Source organism: Sphingomonas sp. (genome assembly GCF_017744835.1).
Lineage (GTDB): Bacteria > Pseudomonadota > Alphaproteobacteria > Sphingomonadales > Sphingomonadaceae > Sphingomonas.
This window is the reverse complement of record NZ_JAGIAM010000003.1, coordinates 487,442-512,905: the sequence shown is the minus strand read 5'-3', so window position 1 is coordinate 512,905 and position 25,464 is coordinate 487,442. Positions and strand designations below refer to the sequence as shown.

Genomic DNA, 25,464 nt, shown 5'->3' with positions numbered 1-25,464 from the left:
AAACATTCGCGGTCGCCAAGGGCTTATTTGGCGGCGAGAACGTCGCGAGTCGCCTCGGCAAGCTGTTGAACCGAAAAGGGTTTTGGCAGGAAAGCGACGTTCGCCAAGTCGATCGAGCGGCGGAGCTGCTCCTCGGCATAGCCCGACATGAACAGGATCGGCAGGTCCGGATAGCGCGCGCGGATCTGGCGGGCCATGGTCGGCCCGTCCATCGAGGGCATGACCACGTCCGAGATGAGCAGGTCGGGCTTGTCCATCTCGGCGAGCGTCTCGAGCGCGACCTCGCCGTTCTCGGCCGTGACCACGGTATAGCCCTGGCGAGTGAGCGCGCGCTCAGCGACGGCGCGGACCATGTCCTCGTCCTCGACGAGCAGGATCGTGCCCGATCCCCAGAGGTCCCCCTGCTTCTCGCGCGTCATCGGCGTCTTGGCGACCGCGGCCTCTGGGGCGGTGTGGACGGGCAGATAGATGGTGAACTCCGCGCCGCCGCCGCGCGCATTGTCGGCGAAGATGAACCCGCCCGACTGCTTGATGATGCCGTAGACGGTCGAGAGGCCGAGCCCGGTACCCTTTCCGACTTCCTTGGTGGTGAAGAAGGGCTCGAAGATCTTGGGCAGGATCTCGGGCGGGATGCCGGTGCCGGTGTCGGCAATGCGGAGTGCGGTATAGTCGCCCACGGGCAGGACGTCGTCGTCCATCCGGCGCACTTCGGAGGCCGGGACCGCCATGGTCTCGATCGTGAGCGTGCCGCCGCCGTGCGGGTTCTTCGAAAGCATCGCGTCGCGGGCGTTGACCGCGAGATTGACCACGACCTGCTCGAGCTGGCCGGGATCGGCGCGCACCGGGCCGAGATTGCGGCCGTGCTTGACCTCGAGCCGCACGGTCTCGCCGAGCAGCCGCTTGAGCAGGTTGGAGACTTCCGAGATGACGTCGGGGAGCTGGAGCACCTGCGGGCGCAGCGTCTGCTGGCGCGAGAAGGCGAGCAGCTGGCGCGTCAGCGATGCGGCGCGGTTGGAATTGGCGCGGATCTGCTGGATGTCGTCATAGTCGCTGTCGCCGGGCGAATGGCGCATCGCCATCAGGTCGCAGTGGCCAATGATCGCAGTGAGGATGTTGTTGAAATCGTGCGCGACGCCGCCAGCGAGCTGGCCGACCGCCTGCATCTTGGTCGCCTGGGCGATCTGGCGCTTGAGCTTGCCCTCCTCGCCCGAATCCTTGAGGCTGAGCAGCACCGCGGCGTCGCCGAGCCCCCGCGCACCGGCGATCGAGAGCGCCACCGGCTCGTCGGGGATATCGGTGAAGCGCACGGTCATCTCGGCCGATTGCGGCGCGCCGCTGGCGAAGCGACGGACGGCGTCGGCGAGCGCGGCCTTGTCCTCGCGCACGACCAGGTCGATCGGATAGAGCGGCGGCGCGGCGGGGTTGATCCGCGCGGCGCGGACGAAGGCGTCGTTCATGTGGACGAAGCGGCCGTCGCGGTCGACCAGCGCCATCGCCGAGGGGAGCAGCGCGATCAGCGATCGGACGTGCGCCGAGGCGCTCGCGCCGATCGCGGGCGTGGCCGCGGCGGCGTTCTCCTCGTCGAGCAGCGCGACGAGCATCGGCGCCTCCTCGCCGTCGAGGAAGGGGATCTGGAGGACGCGGAGCGGCGTCCCGTCGAGCCCTTCGCGCTCGAAGCGGACGAGGCCCATCGAATCGGTGATCAGGAAGCGTGCGAAGTCGCGGCCCTCTACCGGCGCGTCGGGGCTGCCCATTGCGCGGGCGCGGAACACGCGGTTGGCGGCGCGGACGCGGCCCGAAGGTGTCACCATCACGGTCATCAGCCCGGCGGTGCCGAGCCGGTCGCCGGTCGGGCCGCCGATCAGCGCCTGGACCTGCGCCGTCACGTCGAGCGCCTGGACGCCGATGAAGCGCCAGACGAGCGATTCCTCGCCGACGCGGGCGATACGGGTGGAGACCGGCGCGCCGAACACCTCGACATCGTCGAGCCGCGCCTCGCCGTCGCGCCAGGCCGCGCGCGCGGCGGCGCCGAGCGCGGCGACGGCGTCCTCGCTCACCGGGAGGTTGGGCGGAGTCGGCCAGCCGGCGAACAGCGCCTCGAAACGCGCGTTGGCGCAGACCAAGCGGCCGGCGCGGTCGGTGACCGCGAGCGCGTCGTCGGAGGCCGCGGCGAGCGCGTGCGCGACGCGCCAGTCGACCGGCGCCTCCTCCACGACCTGGGTGCGGAAGAGACGGCGCGCAGCGAAGAGCAGGCCGGCGGCGAGGATGCCCGCCGCGGCGAAGCCGATCGCGACGGCGCGGTCGTTGAGCGTGACCAGCACCAGCGCGCCCGCCGCGATCCCGGCGAGGATCGCGGCGGCGAACGGCAGGAAGCCGCGCGACGCGGAGGGTGATGCGGGCAGGCTCGCCATGACGCTACCGATGTTCGGTGCGGCGCGCAGGGTCAAGCAGCCAATTCCCTCTCCCGGGCGGGAGAGGGAGATTCGCTCACCAGATGCGGACGCGCTGCTCGGGCGTCAGGTAGAGCTTGGCGCCCGGCTCCGGCGCGAAGGCCGAGTACCAGGGGTCGAGGTTGCGCACGACCCAGGCGCGCTGCTCGGACGGCGAGTGCGGGTCGGTGAGCAGGCGCTGCTGGAGGTTGGCCTCGCGGTAGTTGCGCCGCCAGACCTGCGCCCAGCCGAGATAGAAGCGCTGGTCGCCCGAGGTGCCGTCGATCACCGGCGCCGGCTGGCCGCCGAGCGAGGCCTTGTAGGCGTCATAGGCGACGGTGAGGCCGGCGAGGTCCGCGACGTTCTCGCCGAGCGTCAGCGCGCCCTGGACGTGCTTGCCGGGGAGCGGCTCGTACTTGTCGTACTGCGCCACCAGCGCGTCGGTGCGCGCCTTGAAGGCGGCGACGTCGGCCGGAGTCCACCAGTCGGTCAGGCGGCCCTCGGCGTTGTACTTGGCGCCCTGGTCGTCGAAGTGGTGGCTGAGCTCGTGCCCGATCACCGCGCCGATGCCGCCGTAGTTGACCGCCGGATCGGCATTGGGATCGAAGAACGGGGGCTGGAGGATCGCCGCGGGGAAGACGATCTCGACCATGCCGAAATTGGCATAGGCGTTGATCTCCATCGGCGTCATGCCCCACTCCCAGCGCCGGATCGGCTGGCCGAGCTTCGAGACATTGTCCTCATGCGCCCAGTTGTTGGCGCGGATGTTGTTGCCCAGCGCGTCGCCGGCGGTGATCGTCAGGCCTGAATAATCGTGCCAGCGATCGGGATAGCCGATCTTGGGGGTGAAGGCGGCGAGCTTGGCGTGCGCCTTGGCCTTGGTCTCGGGCGCCATCCAGTCGAGCTGGTCGATCCGGCGGCCCATCGCCTCGATCACGTTCTTCACCAGCTTGTCGGCCGCCGCCTTGGTCTCGGGCGGGAAATACTTCGCGACATAGGCCTGGCTGACTTCGTCCGAGATCGCGTCGGTGGTGAAGTTCACCGCACGCTTCCAGCGCGCTTCCTGCTCCGGCGTTCCCGAGAGCGTGGTGCCGTAGAAGGCGAACTGCTCCTTGTCGAACGCGCTCGGCAGCACGTCGGCGAAGCCGTCGAGGCTGCGGACCAGCAGCTGGTCCTGCAGCACCGGCACCGGAGTCGCCTGGATCAGCTTGGCGATTCCCGCCACCGCGCTCGGCTGCGCGACGATCACGCTGTCGACCGGCGCGCCGATACCCTTGAAATAGGCCGGGAAATCGAAGCCCGGCGCGAGCTTGCGCAGCTCGGCGACGGTCAGCTTGTTGTAGGTCTTGTTGGCGTCGCGGCTCTCGACTCGCGTCCAGTGCGCCTGCGCGATCTTGGTCTCGAACGCGACGATCGCCTTGGCGCGCGCAGCCGCATCGGGCTCACCGGCCAGCGTCAGCACATTGGCGAGGTGCTTCTCATAGGCCGCGCGGGTCTGGGCGAGCTTGGCGTCATTCGAGAGATAATAGTCGCGATCCGGCATGCCGAGACCGCCCTGGAACAGGTTCAGCGCATAGGCTTCCGGGTTCTTGTCGTCCTGGCCGACGAAGCTGCCGAAGGGCACCGGCACGCCGTTGCGATCGGCCTGCGCGTAGAGCGGCGCCAGCGCCGCCTTGGTCTTCGCCGCCTTGATCTGGTTCAGCCAGGGCTGGATCGGCGCCAGGCCCTTCGAGTCGATCGCCGCCTGGTCGAGATAGGTCGAATAGGCGACGCCGATCTTCGAATTGGGATCCGCCTTCGCCGCGTCGAGGATCTCGCGCGTGCGCTGCTTGGACAGGTCGTCGAGCAGGTTGAACGCGCCATAGTTGGACTTGTCGGCCGGGATCGGCGTGGTCTTGGCCCAGGTGCCGTTCGCATAGCCGTAGAAGTCGTCGCCCGGCGCGATCGAGCGGTCCATGCCCGCATCGTCGAAGCCATAGGTGCCGAAGGTCGGCTTGGGCGCCGCCGGCGCGACCGCTGCGGTGGCGACCACCGGGGCAGTCTGCTCTGCGACGTTCGGCGAAGGCGCGTCCGCGCGGGTGCAGCCGGCGAGCAACGCAGGCGCAGCGAGGAAAGTGGTGGCGAGCAACGGGAGACGCATCAAACGACCCTTCATGAGTAAGATTATTGCCTGTATTAGGCTGCTATCACGCCGCGTCAATCTGTCGCGCGGAACGCTCGCTCGAGCGCTTGCGCCACTTGCGCAGCACCCAGAGCCGCCAGACCAGCGCCGTCACGACATAGCCGATAACGGCCCCGGCGACCGAGCAGATCGCCATTCCCGCGAGCGTCGGCAAGCCCACGTCGGCGGCCGCCCAGTGCAGCCAGCTTCCGTCCGCCACCGCCGTCTTCGCTTCCGCGGGCGAAGTGCCCGAGAAGTGCAGCGTCCAGAGCCCGACCTTGTAGTAGAGCAGGAGCAGGAAGGGCGTGGTGAAGGGATTGGTGAAGAAGGTGGTGAGCGCGGCGGCGGGCACATTGGCGCGCAGCGGCAGCGCCAGCACCGCCGAGGCCGGGATCTGACCCATCGGGATCAGGATGCCGGTGAACATGCCGAGCGCAACGCCGCGCGGCACCGAACGGCGCGTCATCCGCCACAGCGACGAATGCAGGATGCGATGCGAGATCGGCTTGAGCCAGCGGTTCGATTCAAAGCTCTCGCGCGTCGGCTTGTTGCGGTCCGCCCAGGCGAGCAGCCGCTCCGAGGCGCGGCGGTCAGCCACGGTCGCGGAGGAGCCGCTGCTGCTCGCGCTTCCAGTCGCGTTCCTTGATGGTCTCGCGCTTGTCATGCGTCTTCTTGCCCTTCGCCAGCGCCAGCTCGACCTTCGCGCGTCCCCGTCCGTTGAAATAGATCGACAGCGGGACGAGCGTCATGCCTTCGCGGGCAACCGCCCCGTGAAGCTTGTTTATCTCGCGCTCATGAAGCAGCAATTTACGAGGCCGCTTGGGCTCGTGGTTGAAGCGGTTGCCGTGGCTGAACTCGGGGATGTTGGAGTTGACCAGCCACACTTCCTCGGCAGTCACTTCGGCATAGGCCTCGGCGATCGATCCCTCGCCGAAGCGCAGCGACTTCACCTCGGTGCCGGTCAGCGCGATGCCGGCTTCATAGGTGTCCTCGATGAAATAGTCGAAGCGCGCGCGCCGGTTCTCGGCGACGATCTTCTTCTTGTCGAAAGTGGCAGGACGCGGACGAGGCATGGGAGGGCGCATGTAGGCACGCCGCGCGACGAAGGGAAGCGATTGTATGCGCTTCCCCCGCCCGAAAAGACGGCCCGGCGGCACGCGGCCGCCAGGCGCGTGCTCAGCGCAGCCGGCCGCTGAACGAGACGCCGATGATCCGCGGCTCGTTAAACACCGCAGCCATGTAGTTCTCGATCACGCCCTTGAGGTTCTTCTCGTTCGTGATGTTGCGCGCGAAGGCGGCGATTTCCCACGCGCCGTCGCCACCCTCATAGCCCAGCTTGAGCCCGCCTTCGAAGTTGCCGTTCGAAGTGAACTCCTTGGTCTTGTAGAGAACGAAGCTGGTGTAGCCCTGCAGGTTCCAGTCGGTCGAGACGAACCACTTGCCGTCCGGACCCGAGGGAATGTCCCAGCGCGCGGCGGCGTTGAGGTTGTATTCGGGCGCGTTGGGCAGCGGATTGCCGTCGATGTGCGCGAAGACGCCGCGGCCCGGGATGGTGACCGTCGGGTTCTGGACCGTGCAGACCACCACGCCGTTCAGCGCGCAGACCTGCGCGAGCGCGGCATCGTCCTTGATCTCGGTGTGCAGCCAGCTCGCGCCGAGCGACAGCGCGAAATTGGTGACCGGGTGCACGTCCAGCTCGGCCTCGACGCCGTACGCCTGAGCCTTGTCGGCATTGAGCAGCACGCCGTTGCCGTTCTCGTCATTGGCGTTCAGCTGGATGTCGTCGACGGTATAGTAGAAGCCGTCGAGGTTGAACCGCACCCGATTATCGAGGAAGCCACCCTTCACGCCGGCCTCCCACGACAGGATCGTCTCCGAATCCGCCGTGGTGAAGTCGGAGTTGAACACTGCCGAACGACCCTGGATGGTCGGCCCGCGGAAACCGCTGGCGACGCGGGCATAGAGGCTGACATCGTCGCTGAGCTTGTAGAGCGCGCTGACGTCCCAGCTCTCCCTGGTGTCCTCGAGCTCGACATAGCGCCGGCCGGCGTAGGTCACCTGGCCGGTGCCGCTGTCCGCGGTCTTGAGCAGGCGCGTGTTCTTGCTGTCGTTGGTGACGCGCGCGCCGGCGGTCAGCGTCAGGCGGGGCAGCAGCTCATAGCTCGCCTGGCCGAACACCGCCCAGCTGGTGTTGACGTTGTGCAGCCGCACCCAGTTGTTGGGATTGTTGCTGTTGGCGTCGGTGCCGCTGAACGGCGCGCTGAGGAAATAGCGGCGCTGGTAGAAGTCGGTGATGTCGCGCGAGTCGAAATAATAGCCGCCGAACTGCCAGTTGAACTTGCCCGTGCCCGGGCTGGCGAGGCGCAGCTCCTGGCTGAACTGGTCGAGATTGCGGACATTGCCTTGCGACTGGCCGTAGAAGAGCGGGCCCGAGAAGAGCGTGGCCGCGCCGCCGTCGGTGTCGCCGCGGCTGTAGCCCGAGGTCGTCTCCCACGCCGAGATGGAAGTGAGCACCGCGCCGCCGAAATCGTAGCTCGCACGCATCGACGCGCCATAGGTGTCGTACGCCTGCGGGTTGTTCATCGCCTCGTCATAGGCGACGCGGTCGCGCGGCTCGGCCGAGACGTCGTTCGAGCCCTTGATGAGCGCGCCGCGGTGGAACAGCGTCGAAGTGCCCTTGTACCAGCGGCCATGGCCCGAGAAATCGACCGTGAGCCGGTCGCTGGGCGTCAGGCGCAGCTGGAGGCGAAGGTCGCGCTCGTCGAAGCCGCCCATGGTGCCGAAGCCGCCGCGGGTGCCGTCATAGGACTGGCCGAAATAGGTGTTGTCGACCCAGTCGTCGCGATGCTGGTAGAGGCCCGAGACGCGGAAGGACAGGAGATCGTCGGCGATCGGGCCGCCGAAGCCGGCGTCGATGTTGCTGGTCGCATAGCTGCCGACCGACGCCGAGATGCGGCCCTGGAAGGTGTCGCTCGGGCGGATCGTGTCGAACTTGACGATGCCGGCAGTGGTGTTGCGGCCGAACAGCGAGCCCTGCGGACCGCGCAGCACTTCGATCCGGTCGACGTCATAGACCGGGTTGGACTTGAGCACGACATGCTCGAGCACGACGTCGTCCTGGATGATCGACACCGGCTGCGAGGCGCCGAGATAGAAGTCGATGTTGCCGAGGCCGCGGATGTAATAGCGCGGGAAGATGCGGCCCGTGGTGGTCTCCGCATAGAGGCCCGGGACGCGGCCCGAAAGCGCGAGGCTGTCCTCGCCGGCGGCCTGGAAGTCGCGAAGCTGATCGCCCTGCACCACGCCGACCGACACCGGAACGTCGCGCAGCCGCTCCTCGCGGCGCTGGGCAGTGACGATGATGTCGCCCTGCCCCTCTTCCTGCGCAGCCGGGGCGGCCGGCGCATCCTGCGCCTGGGCGGCGCCCGCCGCGAGCACGACACCGAGGGCCGCGCCCATCAGAAGGGCGTGGCGAGCCGAAAGCAACTTCATGAACAGCCTCAAGATCCAGTCGTGGCCGAAGGCGCGCGCGGGTGGCCGCTGCAATCGCGGGTCGAGGCGCGCTTCCGGGCGAAGCGGGGCCTCGCGTCGGCGCGGCTAGGCCGGCATTATGAAAATCTTGTTACACCAGCGCACCGAAAGCGCGCGGCACTTCAGACCAGGCCGGCGTGCGCCAGCGCGGCGTCGACGGCCTTGCGGCTCGCCTCGCTCGCCTCGGTCATCGGCAGGCGCAGCTCGCCCGGGAAGTCCGGGCGGACGCGGCCGACGGCATATTTCACGGGGCCCGGCGAGGCATCGGTGAACATCGCGACATGGAGCGGATAGAGAAGGTCGTGGAGCTCGAGCGCGCGCGCACTGGCGCCGGCGGCCCAGGCCGCCTGGAACTCGGCGCACAGCTTGGGCGCGACATTGGCCGAGACCGAGATGCACCCCACCCCGCCCATCGCATTGAAGGCGAGCGCGGTCTCGTCATTGCCCGAAAGCTGAGTGAAGCCCGCGCCGCAGCCTGCGCGCTGCTCGGAGACGCGCGCGAGCTGGCCGGTCGCGTCCTTCACGCCGATGAACGTGTCGGGGAAGGCCTGGACGATCCGCGCCATCGTGGCGGGCTGGATGTCGGTCACGGTGCGGCCGGGCACATTATAGAGCACGATCGGCAGCTCGGTCGCCTCGGCCACCGCGGCGAAATGGCGGAAGATGCCTTCCTGGCTCGGGCGGTTGTAATAGGGCGGCACCATCAGCGCGGCGTCGGCGCCGGCATCCTGCGCTGCATGCACGTTCTCGATCGCGACGCGCGTGTCGTTCGAGCCCGCCCCGGCGAGCACGGGCACCCTGCCCTTCGCCTGCTCGGCGCAGACGCGCACGACGTGGAAATGCTCGTCTTTCGGCATGGTCGCGGCCTCGCCGGTGGTGCCGCACGGCACCAGTGCAGCCGAGCCCTGCTCGATCTGCCAGTCGACGAATGCACGAAACACCTCTTCCGCGAACGCACCGTTGCGGAAAGGAGTCACCAGCGCCGGGATCGAGCCGGAGAACATGCGGAAATATTCCTTAGGTGATAATCGGGGGTGGCAGATAGGCCGCGGTTGCGTATCATGTCCAGCATGCTCGGTTCTGCGTTGAAGAGTGGGCTGCTGTTGGCGGGGGTTTCGGGGTTGGCGGCCTCGTCCCAGGTCGTGCAGGAGCAAGTGGGGTTGTATCGGACGGCGTTCGAAAGCAGCGCCCAAAGCTACGCCCAGTCCGGCGACCTTTCGCAGGTGCTGGTCGAATGGAAGCGGCTCCAGCAATCGGACAACTGGCCCTTCTCCGACTATGCCAATTTCATGCTCGCCCATCCCGGCTGGCCGGGCGAGACGAGTCGTCGCGCGGCCGCCGAGACGGTGCTCGACAGCGGCACCTGGGCGCCGGGGCTGGTCGTCCGGTTCTTCGAGCGCTTCCCGCCGATCACCCCTGCCGGTCACATCCGCTATGCCGAGGCGCTCGCAGCATCGGGCCGCCGCACCGAAGCCGAGGAACAGGCGCGCCGCGCCTGGCGCTCGGGCGTGCTGCGCACCAGCGACGAAGCCAAGCTGATCGGCGCCTTTTCCGCCGCGCTGACGCCGGCCGACCATGACGCGCGAATGGACATGCTGTTGTGGCAGGGATCGTTCGCCGCCGCACAGCGCCAGCTGCCCTTCCTCACGTCGCCGCGACGGCCGGTGTTCGAGGCGCGGCTCGCCTATCGCACCGCCGCTCCCGACGCCGCGACTCGCGGCGCGGTCGCGCAGGCGCTGGGCGCGGGCGATCCCGGCTATATCGCCGATCGCGCGACCTGGCTGCGCAACAGCGGGCAGGAGCAGGCGATGCGCTCCTACCTCGCCAACCGGCCGGTGCTGACGTCCTATCCGGGCGATGCGGAGGAATGGTATGAAGTGCTGCTTACCGCGGCCAAGGGGGCGAGCGCGGACAGCCAGCACAGCCTGGCCTATCAGATCGCGAGCCGCGTCGACGACGCCTTCGCGCCGGGCACCGACATCAGCGCGCTGCCGCTGGGCGAGCGCGATGACTATACCAGCCTCGTCTGGCTGGCGGGATCGACTGCCTATTACCAGCTGATGCGCCCGCGCGACGCGATCGGCATGTTCGAGCGCTATTCGCGCGGCTCCAAGACCCCGCAGACCCAGTCCAAGGGGCTCTATTGGGCCGGCCGCGCCGCCGAGGCGGCGGGCGATCAGGTCGCGGCGCAGGGCTTCTTCGCGCGCGCCGCCGGCTTCCCCGACCTCTATTACGGCCAGCTCGCCGCCGAGCGCACCGGCCAGCCGCTGCGCGCGCCGGCCAGCGTCCAGCGTCCAATCGACCCGGCGGTGCGCCAGGCCTTCTACGCCAAGGAAACGGTGCGCGCCGCGCAGCAGCTCGGGGCGATGGGCAACCATGCCGACCAGGGGCTGTTCGTCCGCCAGATCGCGCGCGACGCGACCAGCGACACCGACCATGCCCTCGCCGCCGAGCTCAGCCGCACGATCGGCCGGCCGGACCTGGGCGTCATGGTGGGCCGCAGCGCGCTGCAGAACGGGCTGTCGGACTATACCGCCGCCGGCTTCCCCTCGATCAGCGTGCCCGCGGGGCATCAGGATTACTGGTCGATGATCCACGCGATCGCGCGCCAGGAGAGCCAGTTCGACCGCGCCGCGGTGAGCCACGCCGGCGCGCGCGGGCTGATGCAGCTGATGCCCGGCACCGCGCGCGAGACCGCGACCAAGCTGGGGCTGAGCTACGATCCGGGCTCGCTCACGCAGAACACCGATTACAACATCCAGCTCGGCTCGAGCTATTTCCAGCGGATGTTCAACCTCTACGGCAGCTATCCGCTGGCCGTGGCGGCGTACAACGCGGGGCCCGGCAACGTGAACAAGTGGATCCGCGCCTATGGCGACCCGCGGCTCCCGGGCGCCGACGTGCTCCGCTGGGTCGAGCAGATCCCGATCTTCGAGACCAAGAACTATGTCCAGCGCGTGCTGGAGAACGCGGTGGTCTACGACCTGATGAACCCCCAGCACGCACGCTCGCGCGGGCCGAACAACATCAGCTGGTACCTGGGCAAGAGCCGGCCGGGCTGAGCTTCGCGCGAACGCCGGTTTGGACTATCGGGCGAGCATGGACCGTCCCAACTACATCACGCCCGCGGGCTATGCCGCGCTCAAGGCCGAATATGACGCGCTGTTCGCGACCGAGCGTCCGCAGCTGGTCGAGACGATCGCCTGGGCCGCGGGCAACGGCGACCGCTCGGAAAACGGCGACTATATCTACGGCCGCAAGCGGCTGCGCGAGATCGACCGCCGGCTCGGCTGGCTGTCGAAGCGGATGAAGGCCGCCAAGGTGGTCGACCCCGCCCGCCAGGAGGACCGCAACCGCGTCTTCTTCGGCGCCACCGTGACGATCGCCGACGAGGACGACAACCAGCGCATATTGACGCTGGTCGGCGACGACGAGGCGGACGCGGGCAAGGGACTGATCGGCTGGAACGCGCCGCTCGCGCGCGCTCTGCGCGGCGCGGCGCTGGGCGACCTCAGGCGGGTCGCGCTGCCCGGCGGCGAGCGCGAATATGAAGTGATCGCAATTTCTTACCCCTGACACGTGCCTGGCCTGCGGCGAACCGAGGGATCGATCTCCTGCGTCTGGCGTAGGCCGTGCTACAAAACGCCCCTGAGCCCGCAGAATGCGGCTCGAGTGAGCGTGGGGTTTATGACGACAAAGCGTATCTTCGTTTCCGGGCGCGTGCAGGGCGTCGGCTTTCGCGACTGGGTCGTGCGCAACGCGCAGCGCACCGGCATCACCGGCTGGGTCCGCAACACGCGCGACGGGCGCGTCGAGATCCTCGCCTCGGCCGAAGACGAAATGCTCGACCGGATGATCGAGGGTCTCGACGGCGGCCCGCCGCTCGCGCGGATCGACCATGTCGAGGCCTATCCGGCCGACGACGAGAAGTCGCACAAGGGCTTCACCAAACGCTTCACCGCTTGAGCGGGAACGCCTCCCCTCCCCCGGCATTGACCCGGGATCAGGAGGCGCATGATGGAACATCCCCGTACCACCGCCGCGCGCGACCATGACGACAGCGCGCTGATCGAAAGCATGGAGCCCGGCCCGTCCTATGGCGGGTCGAGCGGCGGCACCATGGCGCGCGACATCGGCGCGCAGGACGAGATCGCGCACGTCGCCGAGCCGGGCGCCGCGACGCGCGTGCACAAGGGCGACGCGATCGAGCATGCGCAGGAGCGCCGGCCCGACCGCCCGCGCGCGCCCGACAACGAATAGGCGGCTGGCCGACCTTCTCCCCTCCCTGCAGGGGAGGGGCAGGGGGTGGGTTGAGCGGCGGACGAGGCTCGATGCCTCGTCCGGTGCTTTTCAGCGGAAGGCTATCGAGTTTTTGGGCGCGCAGACGCGCGCACCCACCCCCCACCCCTCCCTGCAAGCAGGGAGGGGAGCGCGCACCCCGGTTGACCCGTTTCCATGGCTGTGTGACCGTGCCTCCTCGGAGAGGGATTTCACACACTCATGACGCTGATGCTCGCCCTGCTGCTGGGGCTCCAGACCACGCCCGTCGCCCCGATCGTCAAGGGCACTGCCCTGCCCCCGCCCGGCGACGAGGAAGCGGCCGTGCTCGCGCCGATCCGCGCGATGTTCGCGGGCCTTGCCGCGCGCGACGGCGCCGCCATCGCGGCGCAGGTGCGGCCCGAGGGGCATGTCGCGGTCGCGGCCGAGAAGCCCGACGGCATGCGCAGCCTGCGCCATCTCAGCTGGAGCGAGTTCACCGGCAACATCAAGCCGGGGCCGGAGAAATATGAGGAGCGCCTCCTCAATCCCGCGGTCGAGATCGACGGCGACATTGCGATGGTCTGGGCGAACTACAGCTTCCTGATCGACGGCAAGGTCCACCACTGCGGCGTCGATCATTTCGACCTGGTTCGCGAGAACGGCCAGTGGAAGGTGCTCAACATCACCTGGTCGCAGCGCACGACGGGATGCACCGCCGAATGACGCGCGACCGGCTGTTCCTCCTGCCTTCCGAGTTCGTCGACCCCGATCTTCCGGGGCGCAGCTTCTATTGCCAGGACTGCATCACGATCGAGGGGCTGCTCGCCGCCTTTCCCGAGCGCGCCGCCAACATCGAGGTGATCCGCGCCGACTATCCGCGGCCCCGGCCCGAGGTCGTCGCCGCGATCGGCGAGGCGAACCAGAATTTGCCCGCGCTGGTGTGGCCAGCCGAGGACGGAGGCTTCGGCTTCGCCAACGACATGCCCGGCCTGCTGCGCGCGCTGCACGAACGCCACGGCTTTCCGGAGCGCCATCCATGATCACCTCACTCCTGATCGCGAACCGCGGCGAGATCGCCTGCCGCGTGATCCGCACCGCCCGCGCGATGGGCATCCGCACCGTCGCCGTCTATTCGGACGCCGACACGCAGGCGCTCCATGTCCGCCAGGCCGACGAGGCGGTGCACATCGGCCCCTCGCCCGCACGCGAGAGCTATCTCGTCGGCGAGAAGATCATCGCCGCCGCCAGGGCGACCGGCGCCGAGGCGATCCACCCCGGCTATGGCTTCCTCTCCGAGAATGCCGATTTCGCCCAGGCGGTGATCGACGCCGGGCTGGTCTGGGTCGGGCCGAAGCCCGACAGCATCCGCGCGATGGGACTGAAGGACGCCGCCAAGGAGCGGATGATCGCCGCCGGCGTGCCGGTGACGCCCGGCTATCTGGGCGAGGACCAGGCCCCCGAGCGGCTGCAGGCCGAGGCCGACGCGATCGGCTATCCGGTGCTGATCAAGGCCGTGGCAGGCGGCGGCGGCAAGGGCATGCGCCGGGTCGATGCCGCCCCCGACTTCGCCGACGCACTGGCGAGCTGCAAGCGCGAAGCGGCGAGCTCGTTCGGCGACGACCGCGTGCTGATCGAGAAGTACATCCTCTCGCCGCGCCACATCGAAGTGCAGGTGTTCGGCGACAGCCACGGCAATGTCGTCCACCTGTTCGAGCGCGACTGCTCGCTCCAGCGCCGCCACCAGAAGGTGATCGAGGAGGCCCCCGCCCCCGGCATGGACGAGGCGACGCGCGAGGCGATCTGCGCCGCCGCGGTGCGCGCGGCGCAGGCGGTGGACTATGTCGGCGCAGGCACGATCGAGTTCATCGCCGACGCCAGCGAGGGTCTCCGCGCCGACCGCATCTGGTTCACGGAGATGAACACGCGGCTGCAGGTCGAGCATCCGGTGACCGAGGAGATCACCGGCGTCGATCTGGTCGAGTGGCAGCTGCGGGTGGCGAGCGGCGAGCCGCTGCCGAAGCGGCAGGACGAGCTTGCGATCCATGGTTGGGCGATGGAAGCGCGGCTCTATGCGGAGGACCCGGCCAAGGGGTTTCTGCCAAGCGTCGGCAAGCTGGAAACGCTGTTCCTGCCCCCAAGCGTGCGGATCGAAATCGGCGTGGAGGAAGGAGACACGATCTCGCCCTTCTACGACCCGATGATCGCCAAGCTGATCTCCTCGGGACCGGATCGCGAAGCTGCGCGTGCGCGGCTGGCGGAAGCCTGCGACGCTACGCTGGTCGCGCCGGTCAAGACCAACGCCTGGTTCCTCAAAAGGCTGGTCGAGCATCCCGCTTTTGCGGAGGAGGAACTTTCGACCAACTTCATCGCCGCCCATGAATCGGACCTCACCGCGGCTCCCCAGCCCAGCGCCCTGCTCCTGCAGGAAGCAGCCGAGCGGCTGATCGTCGACGGGTGGAAAGGCGCTTCGGAATGGCGACCACGCCAGCTCGATCGAGCATTGGGCTTGGCCGGCTTCCGCCTGAACCGCGCGCCGCAAACGACCGTGACTCTCCACCTGGACAATCAGCCGATCCCGCAATTCTCGTACGATCTCGACCTCTATGACAGCGGGCGCGCCTATGAGGTGAGCGCGGGTGCCGTATATTACGAGTCCGAGGCCACGCTGTTCGAGGGTGGCGCCGCGTTCACCTTCACACGCTTCGCGGACGTGGCCCGCAGCGGTGCCACAGCTGACGGCGCCATCCTCGCCCCCATGCCCGGCCGGATCACCGCGGTCGACGTCACCCCCGGCGCCGCCGTCGCCAAGGGCCAGCGCCTCGTCACGCTCGAGGCGATGAAGATGGAGCACGGCCTCACCGCCCCGTTCGATGGCACCGTCGCCGAACTCAACGCCGAGCCCGGTGCGCAGGTGAGCGAAGGCGCGCTGCTCGTCCGCGTGGAGGCCGGCGAATGAGCGAAGCCCCTTCGCACGGCGGGGGCTGCCTCTGCGGCGCGGTGCGCGTGACGATCACGGCCGAGCCGCTGCTCGCCCGCGCCTGCTGGTGCCGGCTGTGCCAGTACCTCGCCTCGGGCAATGCGACGGTGAACGTCGTCTTCCCGGCCGATGCAGTGGCGATCACCGGCGAGGTCCGCTGGCGCCGCGACGTCGCCGACAGCGGCAACGTCATGCGCCGCGGCTTCTGCCCCGAATGCGGCACGCCGATCTTCAGCAAGTCCGACGCGCGGCCGCATCTGCTGATCGTTCGCGCCGGCGCACTCGATGATCCCGAATTGCTCGCGCCGCAGACGACGATCTGGACCGATGCGGCGCCGAGCTGGGCGTGCATCGACCCCGAGCTCCCGCGCTTCGAGCGCCAGCCTCCGCCGATCGGCTGAATGCTGGCAGGCGGCCCCGGCGCCACGCGCTTCGCCCGCGTCCGCGCGCGGCTCGAGGCGGCGCAGCCTCAGTCCGGCTGGAAGGCCGGCGTCTATGAGTTCCTGCTGTTCGGCTTCAAGCAGGGCTGGGCCTGCCTGTTCGGCGCCCTGCTGCTGGGGCTACTGCTCGCCACCCACCTCTTCTACCCGGCCGACGCGCCGCTGGCACGCTACGACTTCCTCGTCATCGGCGCCGTGGCGATCCAGCTCGGCATGCTCGCCTTCCGGCTGGAGAGCCTCGACGAAGCCAAGGTCATCCTGGCGTTCCATGTCGTCGGCACGGTGATGGAGATCTTCAAGACCGCGCACGGATCGTGGCTCTATCCCGAGCACAATCTGCTCCGCATCGGCGGCGTGCCGCTCTTCTCCGGCTTCATGTACGCGGCGGTGGGCAGCTATATCGCACGCGTCTGGCGCATCTTCGCCTTCCGCTTTCCGGGCGACCCGCCGCGCTGGACGACCTGGCTGCTGGCGGCGGCGATCTACCTCAATTTCTTCACGCACCACTGGCTGCCGGACATTCGCCTGATCCTGTTCGCGGCGACGGGCCTGCTCTTCTGGCGGACGCGGGTATGCTTCACCGTCTGGCGCACCGAGCGCTGGATGCCGCTGCTGCTCGGCTGGTTCCTCGTCGCGCTGTTCATCTGGCTGGCGGAGAACATCGCCACCTTCTCGCACGCCTGGGTCTATCCGAGCCAGCAGGACGGATGGGAGATGGTGTCCCCATCCAAGTTGGGCGCATGGTTCCTGCTGATGATCATCTCCTTCGTGCTGGTCGAATGGGTTCACGGCCGCAACGATCATGGTTGACGCGCCACTAACTCTTCAGCGATACCTTTGCTTGGGTGGGGTTATAGTAACGGCTCCCTTGTATGCGTCATGCGTTCGTCCTGGCATTGTTCGCGACCGTCACCACGGCGTCGGCGGCGCATGCCGATTCATTGCTCGACTATCAGGGCCAGTGCGTCCCCTTCGCGCGCGAGGCTTCCGGCATCCAGATCTACGGCGACGCATGGACGTGGTGGGACCAGGCCAAGGGCCGCTATGCACGGGGCGCCAAACCCCGGGTGGGCGCAGTGATCGCCTTCGCGCGGAGCGACCGGCTGCGGCTGGGGCATGTCGCGGTGGTGAGCCGGATCGTCGACGATCGCGTGCTGATGATCACCCACGCCAACTGGTCGCGCTTCAACGGCGAGCGCGGGCACCCCGAGCAGGACGTGACGCTGTTCGACGTGTCGCCGCGTGGCGACTGGAGCATGGTCAAGGTCTGGTACCGCGACCGCAATGGACTGGGCAGCTCGGTCTATCCGGTCAACGGCTTCATCTATGGCGCGCCGGATCGCTCGGCGGGCAAGTCGGTGCGCAGCGCGAGCCCCTCGCCCGAGCTCAGCAGCCCGCAGCCGGACTATGTCGGCTCGCTGATCGACGCCTACGTCGCCGAATAGGGGCGCGCCCCTTCCCCGCACATGAAGGATCGCGATGACCGCTGACCGGCGCTGGTGGTGGCTGCTCGCCGCGATCCTCCTCCTCGGTTTCGCGCTGCGGCTCGCAGGGGCGCAGGGCGGGCTGTGGCTCGACGAGGCCTGGTCGGCAGTGCAGGCGCGCGACGCGGGCACGCCGATCGGCGTGTTCCTCAACATCAACCATGACAACAACCACCATCTCAATTCGCTGTGGATGCAGCTGGTCGGGTTCGGCGCGCCGTCGCCGCTGGTCCGCGGGCTCTCGATCGCGACCGGAACGGCCTCGATCTGGGTCGCGTGGCTGATCGGCGCCCGGCGCGGGCTCGGCGTGGCGGCAGTCACCGCGGCGCTGTTCGCGGTATCGCCGGCGATGGTGACGATGGGATCGGAGGCGCGCGGCTATGCGCCGATGATGCTTGCGCTGCTCGTCGCGATCCTGCTGGTCGACCGCAGGCTCGACGGCGCGGCCGAGCGCAGCCCGGCGACGGCGCTGGCGCTGTGCTTCTTCCTCGGCGCGCTGGCGCAGCTCACCATCTTGTTCGGCTTCTTCGCGGTCGCCGGCTGGGCGTTCTTCACTTTGTGGAAGCGCGAGGGGCTGCGATCGGCGCTGGTCGAGACGCTCAAGCTGTTCGCGCCGTCGATCGTCGCGATCGGGCTGGTGTTCGCGATCCTTGCCGCCGGGGCGATGCACGGCAACGGCTTCCACTTCGGCAACTACGATCCCTTCACCTGGGTTCAGTTCGTCCGCGGCGTATCGGTGCTGGTCCAATATACTCTGGGCTTCCCGATCGTGACCGTCTGGTGGATCGCGCTGGTCCCGGCGCTGGTGATCCTGGCGCCCGGCATGGGGGTGACGCGCATCGCCTTCCACCGGCTGGCGATCCTCGCCTTCCCGCTGGTGCTGGCGCTGCTCCACTCGGGCAATGTCGCGCACCCGCGCTATTATCTGCTCGTCGGCGTGGCGCTGCTGATCCTGCTCGGCGAGCTGCTGTGGCACGGGCTGGCCGCGGGCGGCTGGCGGCGCTGGGCGGCGGGCGGAGCGCTGGCGGCGATCGTGGCCGCGAGCCTGTTCCACGACATGGACCTGGCGACCAATCGGCGCGGCGACACTTCGGCGGCGATCCGGGCGATGCAGGCCCGGGCGCCGCACGGCGCGCGCGTGCTGATCGACCGCGACACCGCGCTCGCCGCGCTCGAGGTCGGCTCCGCCCAGGCGCATTACCGGCTCGAGATCCGCAAGGACGCCTGCGTGCCCGCGCAGTTCCTGCTCGCCGACCGGTTCCAGGGCGAGGAGCCGCCACCCACGGCCGATCGCTGCGGGCAGCATTATCGCCCGATCGAATCGATGCGGGCGCATGGCCTATCGGGCACGCACTGGACCTTGTACGAGCACGCGCCCTAGAGTGGGGCGATGTTCCTCGCCTTCCTCGACGCGCTGCGCGCCGCCGGCATCCCGGCGAGCCTCAAGGAGCATCTGCTGCTGCTCGAGGCGCTCGACCGCGACGTGATCGAGCGCACGCCCGAGGCTTTCTATTATCTCGCCCGCGCCACCTATGTGAAGGACGAGGGGCTGCTCGACCGCTTCGACCAGGTGTTCGCGCAGGTCTTCAAGGGCGTCGAGACCAGCTACGGAGCCGCGCCCGCCGACATCCCCGAGGAGTGGCTGAAGGCCGTCGCCGAGAAGTTCCTGACGTCCGAGGAGATGGCCGAGATCAAGGCGCTCGGCTCCTGGGACGAGATCATGGAAACGCTGCGCAAGCGGCTGGAAGAACAGCACGAACGCCATCAGGGCGGCAGCAATTGGATCGGCACCGGCGGCACCTCGCCGTACGGGAACGCGGGCTACAATCCCGAAGGCGTGCGCATCGGCGGCGAGTCGAGGCACGGGCGCGCGATCAAGGTCTGGGAGCAGCGCGCGTTCCGCAACCTCGACAGCAGCCGCGAGCTGGGCACGCGCAACATCAAGCTCGCGCTACGCCGGCTGCGCCGCTTCGCCCGCGAGGGTGCGGCCGACGAGCTCGACATCGACGCGACGATCGACGGCACCGCGCGCCAGGGCTGGCTCGACGTGCGGATGCGCCCCGAGCGGCACAACGCCGTCAAGCTGCTGCTCTTCCTCGACGTCGGCGGATCGATGGACCCGCACATCAAGCTCTGCGAGGAGCTGTTCTCGGCCGCGACCAGCGAGTTCAAGAACCTCGAATTCTTCTACTTCCACAATTGCATCTACGAGGGCGTGTGGAAGGACAACGCTCGCCGCTTCACCGAGCGGACGCCGACCCGCGACATCCTCCACAAATACGGCCACGACTATAAGCTGGTGTTCGTCGGCGACGCCTCGATGAGCGCCTATGAGATCACGCATCCCGGCGGATCGGTCGAGCATTTCAACGAGGAAGCCGGCGCGCTGTGGATGCAGCGGCTGGTGAGCACCTATCCCGCCGCGGTGTGGCTCAACGTGCTGCCCGAGGCGCACTGGAGCTATTCGCAGTCGGTGCGCCTGATCCGCGAGCTGATGCACGACCGCATGTACCCGCTCACCCTCGCCGGGCTCGACGACGCGATGCGCGAGCTGAGCCGGAAGCGTTAGAGCCGCTCGATCGCGCGCTGGATGCGGCGGAGCATTTCGGCGTCGCGGGTCTGGCCGGCGGCGGCTTCGGAGGCGAGCGCCATCAGCCGGATCGCGCCGAAGCTTGCCGCGAGGCCCTTGAGGCGCAGCGCCGCGGCGGTCCAGCTCTCGGGCCCGTCGGCGGCCTTCATCGTCGCGAGGCAGCGCTTCACGCTCTCGAGGAAAGCCTCGCGCAGCTCGACGATCAGCGCGGGCTCGTCGCCCACCGCCGCCGCCAGCGTCGCATCGATCGCACCAGGGTCATAAGCCATGGTCGCCATGCTACGCCACGGCTCTTAACCATTCGTTGCGTTCGCGCTGTTGGTGCCCCGGCGATTTGTGATACACAAACTGTATGATTGGGGGACAGCCCGCAGAATTCGCCAAACGCGCCGCGGCCGGCGGCAACGCGCAACATCAGCCGGTCGAGGTCGGTGCCTTCGTGCACGCCGAGCCGGAGCCCGAGCCCGAGACGATGTACGAGATCGACGAAGAAGAAGACGAGGCCCGCGGCGGCGCAGGCTGGCTGGTGCCGGCGCTGGCGGTACTTGCCGCGCTTGCCTGGATCGGCGTGGCCACGTGGCTGGTGCTCCCGGCGCTGCAGGGGCCGATCGAGCCTGTTACATTGGTGCAGCTGCTCGCGGCGATGTGCGTGCCACCGGCGCTGATCGGCATCCTCTATCTTCTGGGCCTGCGCACGAGCCGCGCCGAGGCGAAGCGCTTCGGCGCCACTGCCCGCGCGATGCGCGCCGAGGCAGCGAGCCTCGAGCGAGTCGTCGCCACGCTCGCGCGCAAGATCGCCGAGAACCGCGAGATGCTCGCCGAGCAGACCAATCTGCTGATCGCGATGGGCGACCGCGCCGCCGAGCAGCTCGAATCGGTGGCCAATACCGCCGACCGGCATGCCCGTGCGATCGACACGAGCAGCCGTGCGCTCGGCGATGCCACCGCAGAGGCCGAGCGCCGCGTCGAAATCGTCCTCTCCTCGCTACCCAAGGCGCATGACGAGATGCGCGAGATGGCCGGGCGGCTCGATTCCGCCGGGCTGGCCGCCAGCCAGCGTGCGGCGTCGCTCGACACGCAGCTCACCGCGCTTGCCGAGCGCGGGCGCGACGCCGACGCGATCGCCGGGGGCGCCGCCGAGCGGCTCGCCGCGCACATCGCTCGCATGGAGGCGACCAGCGAGACCGCCAGTGCGCGGCTCGAGCAAGTCACCGGCGAGATGTCCAACGCCGTCGACGGCGTGCTCGACCGCGCCGCCCAGGCCGTGGACGAGGCGCGCAAAGGCATCGCCGCGCAGGGCGAGGCGATCCTCGCCATGCTCGGCGCCAACCAGGCCGCGCTCGACCGTGCGGGTCGCGACAGCGCCGAGGCGCTGGGCGCGCGCATGGCCGAGATCGAGGAGCGGATCACGCGCATCGGCGCCCGGCTCGGCGAGGAGCAGGGTCGCGGCGAGGCGCTGTTCGAGGGGCTCTCGGGCGGCGTCGACCGGATCGACCGCGAGCTCGACGCGCTGCACGCCAGCGGCATGGAGCGGACCCAGGCGCTCGCCGCGTCGGTGAGCGCGCTCCACGGGTCGATGGATGCGATGGGTCACGCCCTGCGCGCCGGCGAGGATCTGGCCCGCAAGGTGATCGGCACTTCCGAGGACCTGCTGACGGCGCTCGACGCCTCGGCGCGCGAGATCGACGAGACGCTCCCCGCGGCGCTCGAGCGGCTCGACGACCGGATCGTCGCGAGCCGGCAGGTCGTCGCCGGCGCCAAGCCCGAGCTGCTCGCGCTGGTCACTGCCGCCGAGAGCACGCACGACGCGATCGAGGCGATCGCCGGCGTCGTCTCGCAGCAGCGCGACACGCTCGCCAAGACCCAGGCCTCGCTGCTCGAGACGCTGGCCACCGGCGGCGAGCAGGCGCATGCGCTCGGCACCATCGTCGACGAGACGATCGACACCACCCGCCGCTTCGCCGAAACCGCCGCCCCCCAACTTGTCGACGCGCTGCTCCAGGTGCGCGAGACCGCGACCGCCGCGGCGGATCATGCCCGCAAGACGCTCGCCGGTGTCGCGCCCGAGGCGGCGCGCGCGCTCGAGGATGCGAGCAACGCCGCGCTCAAGCGCGCGGTCGACGGATCGGTGCGCTGGCAGCTCGCCGAATTGGCCGAGGCTACCGAGGCCGCGATCGCGGCTGCGACGCTCGCTTCGGAAAAGCTCACCCAGCAGATGGTGACGCTCGCCAACACCACGTCCAAGGTCGAAGCGCAGATCGCCGACGCGCGCGGCGAGATCGAGAAGGCCGACAGCGAGAATTTCTCGCGCCGCGTCTCGCTGCTCGTCGAGGCGCTCAACTCGGCGTCGATCGACATCGCCAAGGCCTTCTCGGCCGAAGTCGCAGACAGCGCCTGGGCGGCCTATCTCAAGGGCGACCGCGGCGTCTTCACGCGGCGCGCAGTGCGGCTGCTCGACCCGTCACAGACCCGCGAGATCGCGCGCCTCTATGACGAGGACGAAGGCTTCCACGAGAACGTCAACCGCTACATCCACGACTTCGAGGCGATGTTGCGGCACATCCTGACGCTGCGCGACGGCTCGCCGCTGGGCGTGACGCTGCTTTCGTCCGACATGGGCAAGCTCTACGTCGCGCTGGCCCAGGCAATCGAGCGCCTGCGGACCTAGGCGTCCCGTCATCCCCGCGAAGGCGGAGCCCCGGAGCCATCAGCGACGTCGCTCGTGATTCCTGGGTCCGCGCCTTCGCGGAGATGACAACTGGTCTGCCGATCGGGTTGGCTCAGTCGCGATGCGCCCAGTCGAGCATCTCGGGGGTGACCCAGCCATAGACGTAATTGGCGTAATAGAGCCCGAACAGCACGGTCGCGACGATGGTCGTGCGCAGCAGTACCTTCTTCACCGAGAATTCGTGCGGCGCGCTTTCGGCCTGACCGGGGACCAGCTCGCCGCCCACTTCGTGCGCCGTGCGGACGCCGAACGGCAGCACGAAGAAGACCGAGAAGGCCCAGAACAGGAAATAGATCGCGAGCGCCGACTGGAAGCGCATCTCAGATCTCGATGATCAGCACGTCGACCACGGGCTTCTTGCCCGTGAAGCGCGTGGCGGCGCGGCGGACGGCGAGGCGCAGGCTCTCGCGCAGCTTCTCGGCGTTGCGACCGTCGCTGCGCACCGCTTCGCGCGCGGCAGCCACGGCATCGGCCAGGAACAGCTCCTTGTCCTCCTCCACCGGCACGCCCTGGATGCGGACCTGCGGCTCGCCGGCCAGCTTGCCGCCGCGGATCGCGACCGCGACCGAGATCTGGCCATAGAGCGCAACGCGGCGGCGCTCGTTGATCGTGGTACCGTCGGCGGGAAGGATCACGTCGCCGTCGAGCACGAGCCGGCCCGCGGCGGCGAAGCCGATCCGCTCGGGCGCGCCCGGCGCGAGGCGCCAGATCTCGCCATTGACCTGATTGATCGCGCGCGGGACGCCCAGCGACAGCGCGAAGCGCGACTGTTCGTGCATGTGACGAACCTCGCCGTGAACCGGCAGGATGATCTCGGGGCGGATCCAGCGGTACATCTCGGCGAGCTCGGGGCGGCCGGGATGGCCCGAGACGTGGATGAACGCCTGGCGATCGGTGACGATGTCGACGCCCTTGGAGGCGAGTGTGTTCATGATCTTGCCGATCGCGATCTCGTTGCCCGGGATCTGGCGCGACGAGAAGACGACGAGGTCGCCCTCGGTCAGCTTGAGCTGGTGCGTCCCCTCGGCGATGCGGTTGAGCGCCGCGCGCGGCTCGCCCTGCCCGCCCGTCGCGACGATCAGCACCTTGTCCCGCGGCATCGTCATCGCGGTGTCGAAATCGACCGTCTCGGGAAAGTCGCGCAGATAGCCGGTCTGTCGCGCAACGCGCAGAATCCGGTCGAGCGAGCGGCCCGCGACGCACAGCGCGCGGCCGGTGTCGGTCGCCACTTCGCCCAGGGTCTGGAGCCGTGCGGCGTTGGAGGCGAAGGTGGTGACGAGCACGCGCCCCTTGGCGGCGCCGATCACTTCGTCGAGGCCCTTGCGGACGTCGGCCTCGGACCCCGATGCCTCGGGATTGAAGACGTTGGTCGAATCGCAGACCAGCGCGAGCACGCCCTTGTCGCCGATCGCAGTCAGCTCCGCGGCGGTCGAGGCGCCGCCGAGCGACGGCGCGTCGTCGAGCTTCCAGTCGCCGGTGTGGAAGACGCGGCCATAGGGCGTCTCGATCAGGATCGCGTTACCCTCGGGGATCGAATGGGCGAGCGGGGTATAGGTCATGGTGAAGGGGCCGACGGTGAACGGGCCCTCCTCGTCGACGATGTGGAGCTCGACCTTGTCGGTGATCCCCTCTTCCTCGAGCTTGCCGTAGATCAGCCCCGCGGTGAACGGCGTCGCATAGAGCGGCACTCCCAGATCGGCGGCGAGATAGGGCAGCGCGCCGATATGGTCCTCATGCCCGTGGGTGAGGACGATGCCGAGCAGGTCGTCGAGCCGCTCCTCGATGAACTGGAGGTCGGGCAGGATCACGTCGATGCCCGGGTAATTGGCGTCGCCGAAGGTGATGCCGCAGTCGACCATCAGCCACTTGCCCTGCGTGCCGTAGAGATTGACGTTCATGCCGATCTCGCCCGAGCCGCCGAGCGCGAGGAAGAGGAGTTCGTTGCCGGGTTTCACGTGTTTCCTGTCTTTTGCTTTTCGTCATCCCCGCGAAAGCGGGGACCTATCTCCTGCGGGGCGCGAGGCACCGCCTTTCGGGAGATGGGCCCCCGCTTTCGCGGGGGTGACGGATAAATGTATCAAGCCTGTGTCTGGCTCCGCTCCCACAGCATCGCCAGGCCTTGAATCGTGAGGTCGGGCTCGATCGCGTCGAACACGTCCGTATGCTTCTCGAACAGCACCGCCAGGCCCCCGGTCGCGATCACCTTGGATGGGCGGCCGATCTCGGCCTTCATCCGCGCGACGAGCCCCTCGATCATCGCGACATAGCCCCAATAGATGCCGATATGCATCTGGTCGACGGTATTGCGGCCGATCACGCTGGTGCTCGCCGGCGCGGTGATCGCGATGCGCGGCAGCTTGGCGGCGGCAGTGACAAGCGCGTCAAGCGACAGGTTGATCCCCGGCGCGATGATCCCGCCCTTGTACGCGCCGCGATAGTCGACGATCTCGAAGGTGGTCGCGGTGCCGAAATCGATGATGATCAGGTCGCCCGAATGGCGCGCGTGCCCCGCGATCATGTTGAGCGCGCGATCGGCGCCGAGACCCTGCGGCTCCTCGACGTCGAGCGGGAATCCCCACTCCGCGCTCCCCTGCCCCGCGATCACCGGCTCGGTCTTGAAATATTTCTGCGCCAGCACTTCCAGATTGTGGAGCGCGCGCGGCACGACGGTGCTGATGATCACCCCGGTCACCACCGAGCGGTCATAGCCCTCGAGGCTCAGCAGCTGGCTCAGCCAGACGGCATATTCGTCGGCGGTGCGGCGCGGATCGGTGGCGATCCGCCAGCGGCCGCGGATCTGCTCGCCGTCGAGCAGCGCGAAGACGACATTGGTGTTGCCGGCGTCGACCGCGAGCAGCATCGAT

General features: G+C 68.7%; 23 protein-coding genes. 13 read left to right on the top strand and 10 right to left on the bottom strand.

The genetic code is table 11. The features are described 5' to 3' along the window. Positions 1-23: 23 nt before the first annotated feature. The 6 genes from J7500_RS10250 to dapA form a co-directional block, all read right to left on the bottom strand. Entirely contained in the window at positions 24-2,411 is a 2,388-nt protein-coding gene (locus J7500_RS10250) for a response regulator (protein ID WP_294062158.1), read from the bottom strand. A 76-nt stretch (positions 2,412-2,487) separates the two neighbouring features. Further along, entirely contained in the window at positions 2,488-4,569 is a 2,082-nt protein-coding gene (locus J7500_RS10245) for a M13-type metalloendopeptidase (protein ID WP_294061606.1), read from the bottom strand. A gap of 46 nt (positions 4,570-4,615) precedes the next feature. Then, entirely contained in the window at positions 4,616-5,188 is a 573-nt protein-coding gene (locus J7500_RS10240; RefSeq protein ID WP_294061605.1) for a DUF2062 domain-containing protein, read from the bottom strand. Next, complete coding sequence (gene smpB / locus J7500_RS10235) at positions 5,181-5,663, bottom strand: SsrA-binding protein SmpB (RefSeq protein WP_294061604.1); 483 nt, start codon at positions 5,661-5,663, stop codon at positions 5,181-5,183. Before smpB ends, J7500_RS10240 begins: the two co-directional genes overlap by 8 nt. A gap of 103 nt (positions 5,664-5,766) precedes the next feature. Next, entirely contained in the window at positions 5,767-8,082 is a 2,316-nt protein-coding gene (locus tag J7500_RS10230) for a TonB-dependent receptor (RefSeq protein ID WP_294061603.1), read from the bottom strand. Between the two features lie 161 nt (positions 8,083-8,243). After that, positions 8,244-9,125: a 4-hydroxy-tetrahydrodipicolinate synthase gene (dapA, locus tag J7500_RS10225; protein ID WP_294061602.1), complete on the bottom strand. Its 882-nt coding sequence runs from the start codon at positions 9,123-9,125 to the stop codon at positions 8,244-8,246. 66 nt (positions 9,126-9,191) lie between these two features. Between dapA and J7500_RS10220 the strand changes: the two genes are divergently transcribed. The 12 genes from J7500_RS10220 (at position 9,192) to J7500_RS10165 (ending at position 19,851) form a co-directional block, all read left to right on the top strand. After that, positions 9,192-11,183 (top strand): lytic transglycosylase domain-containing protein, encoded by a 1,992-nt coding sequence (locus J7500_RS10220; protein WP_294061601.1) that lies wholly within the window; start codon positions 9,192-9,194, stop codon positions 11,181-11,183. Between the two features lie 37 nt (positions 11,184-11,220). Beyond that, a complete protein-coding gene (gene greB, locus J7500_RS10215; RefSeq protein ID WP_294061600.1) occupies positions 11,221-11,697 on the top strand; it encodes a transcription elongation factor GreB in 477 nt (158 codons plus the stop codon). A 111-nt stretch (positions 11,698-11,808) separates the two neighbouring features. Next, a complete protein-coding gene (locus tag J7500_RS10210) occupies positions 11,809-12,087 on the top strand; it encodes an acylphosphatase (RefSeq protein ID WP_294061599.1) in 279 nt (92 codons plus the stop codon). A 51-nt stretch (positions 12,088-12,138) separates the two neighbouring features. Next, positions 12,139-12,381, top strand: a complete 243-nt coding sequence (locus tag J7500_RS10205; RefSeq protein WP_294061598.1) for a hypothetical protein — start codon at positions 12,139-12,141, stop codon at positions 12,379-12,381. A 240-nt stretch (positions 12,382-12,621) separates the two neighbouring features. After that, positions 12,622-13,104 (top strand): nuclear transport factor 2 family protein, encoded by a 483-nt coding sequence (locus J7500_RS10200; RefSeq protein ID WP_294061597.1) that lies wholly within the window; start codon positions 12,622-12,624, stop codon positions 13,102-13,104. Continuing rightward, complete coding sequence (locus J7500_RS10195; RefSeq protein WP_294061596.1) at positions 13,101-13,421, top strand: DUF3088 family protein; 321 nt, start codon at positions 13,101-13,103, stop codon at positions 13,419-13,421. The genes J7500_RS10200 and J7500_RS10195 overlap by 4 nt, the downstream gene beginning before the upstream one ends. After that, entirely contained in the window at positions 13,418-15,337 is a 1,920-nt protein-coding gene (locus J7500_RS10190; RefSeq protein ID WP_294061595.1) for an acetyl/propionyl/methylcrotonyl-CoA carboxylase subunit alpha, read from the top strand. Before J7500_RS10195 ends, J7500_RS10190 begins: the two co-directional genes overlap by 4 nt. Continuing rightward, on the top strand, positions 15,334-15,759 hold the full coding sequence (locus tag J7500_RS10185) for a GFA family protein (RefSeq protein ID WP_294061594.1): 426 nt from the start codon (positions 15,334-15,336) through the stop codon (positions 15,757-15,759). The genes J7500_RS10190 and J7500_RS10185 overlap by 4 nt, the downstream gene beginning before the upstream one ends. Next, complete coding sequence (locus tag J7500_RS10180; protein ID WP_294061593.1) at positions 15,760-16,608, top strand: DUF817 domain-containing protein; 849 nt, start codon at positions 15,760-15,762, stop codon at positions 16,606-16,608. A 62-nt stretch (positions 16,609-16,670) separates the two neighbouring features. Then, entirely contained in the window at positions 16,671-17,243 is a 573-nt protein-coding gene (locus J7500_RS10175; RefSeq protein WP_294061592.1) for a CHAP domain-containing protein, read from the top strand. 34 nt (positions 17,244-17,277) lie between these two features. Beyond that, positions 17,278-18,663 carry a hypothetical protein gene (locus J7500_RS10170; RefSeq protein WP_294061591.1) on the top strand — a complete coding sequence of 462 codons (1,386 nt, stop codon included), beginning with the start codon at positions 17,278-17,280 and terminating at the stop codon, positions 18,661-18,663. Between the two features lie 9 nt (positions 18,664-18,672). Further along, entirely contained in the window at positions 18,673-19,851 is a 1,179-nt protein-coding gene (locus J7500_RS10165) for a VWA domain-containing protein (RefSeq protein ID WP_294061590.1), read from the top strand. Here J7500_RS10165 and J7500_RS10160 read toward each other — a convergent pair. Further along, a complete protein-coding gene (locus tag J7500_RS10160) occupies positions 19,848-20,141 on the bottom strand; it encodes an Hpt domain-containing protein (protein WP_294062157.1) in 294 nt (97 codons plus the stop codon). The genes J7500_RS10165 and J7500_RS10160 overlap by 4 nt on opposite strands. Before the next feature lie 170 nt (positions 20,142-20,311). Here J7500_RS10160 and J7500_RS10155 point away from each other — a divergent pair, with 170 nt between their 5' ends. Continuing rightward, on the top strand, positions 20,312-22,540 hold the full coding sequence (locus tag J7500_RS10155; protein WP_294061589.1) for a hypothetical protein: 2,229 nt from the start codon (positions 20,312-20,314) through the stop codon (positions 22,538-22,540). A 112-nt stretch (positions 22,541-22,652) separates the two neighbouring features. On the opposite strand, the gene J7500_RS10150 is transcribed toward J7500_RS10155, so the two are convergent. The 3 genes from J7500_RS10150 to J7500_RS10140 form a co-directional block, all read right to left on the bottom strand. Next, a complete protein-coding gene (locus tag J7500_RS10150) occupies positions 22,653-22,919 on the bottom strand; it encodes a DUF1467 family protein (protein ID WP_294061588.1) in 267 nt (88 codons plus the stop codon). A 1-nt stretch (position 22,920) separates the two neighbouring features. Further along, positions 22,921-24,555 carry a ribonuclease J gene (locus J7500_RS10145; RefSeq protein ID WP_294061587.1) on the bottom strand — a complete coding sequence of 545 codons (1,635 nt, stop codon included), beginning with the start codon at positions 24,553-24,555 and terminating at the stop codon, positions 22,921-22,923. Positions 24,556-24,677: 122 nt separating this feature from the next. Continuing rightward, positions 24,678-25,460: a type III pantothenate kinase gene (locus J7500_RS10140; protein ID WP_294061586.1), complete on the bottom strand. Its 783-nt coding sequence runs from the start codon at positions 25,458-25,460 to the stop codon at positions 24,678-24,680. Positions 25,461-25,464: the final 4 nt, after the last annotated feature.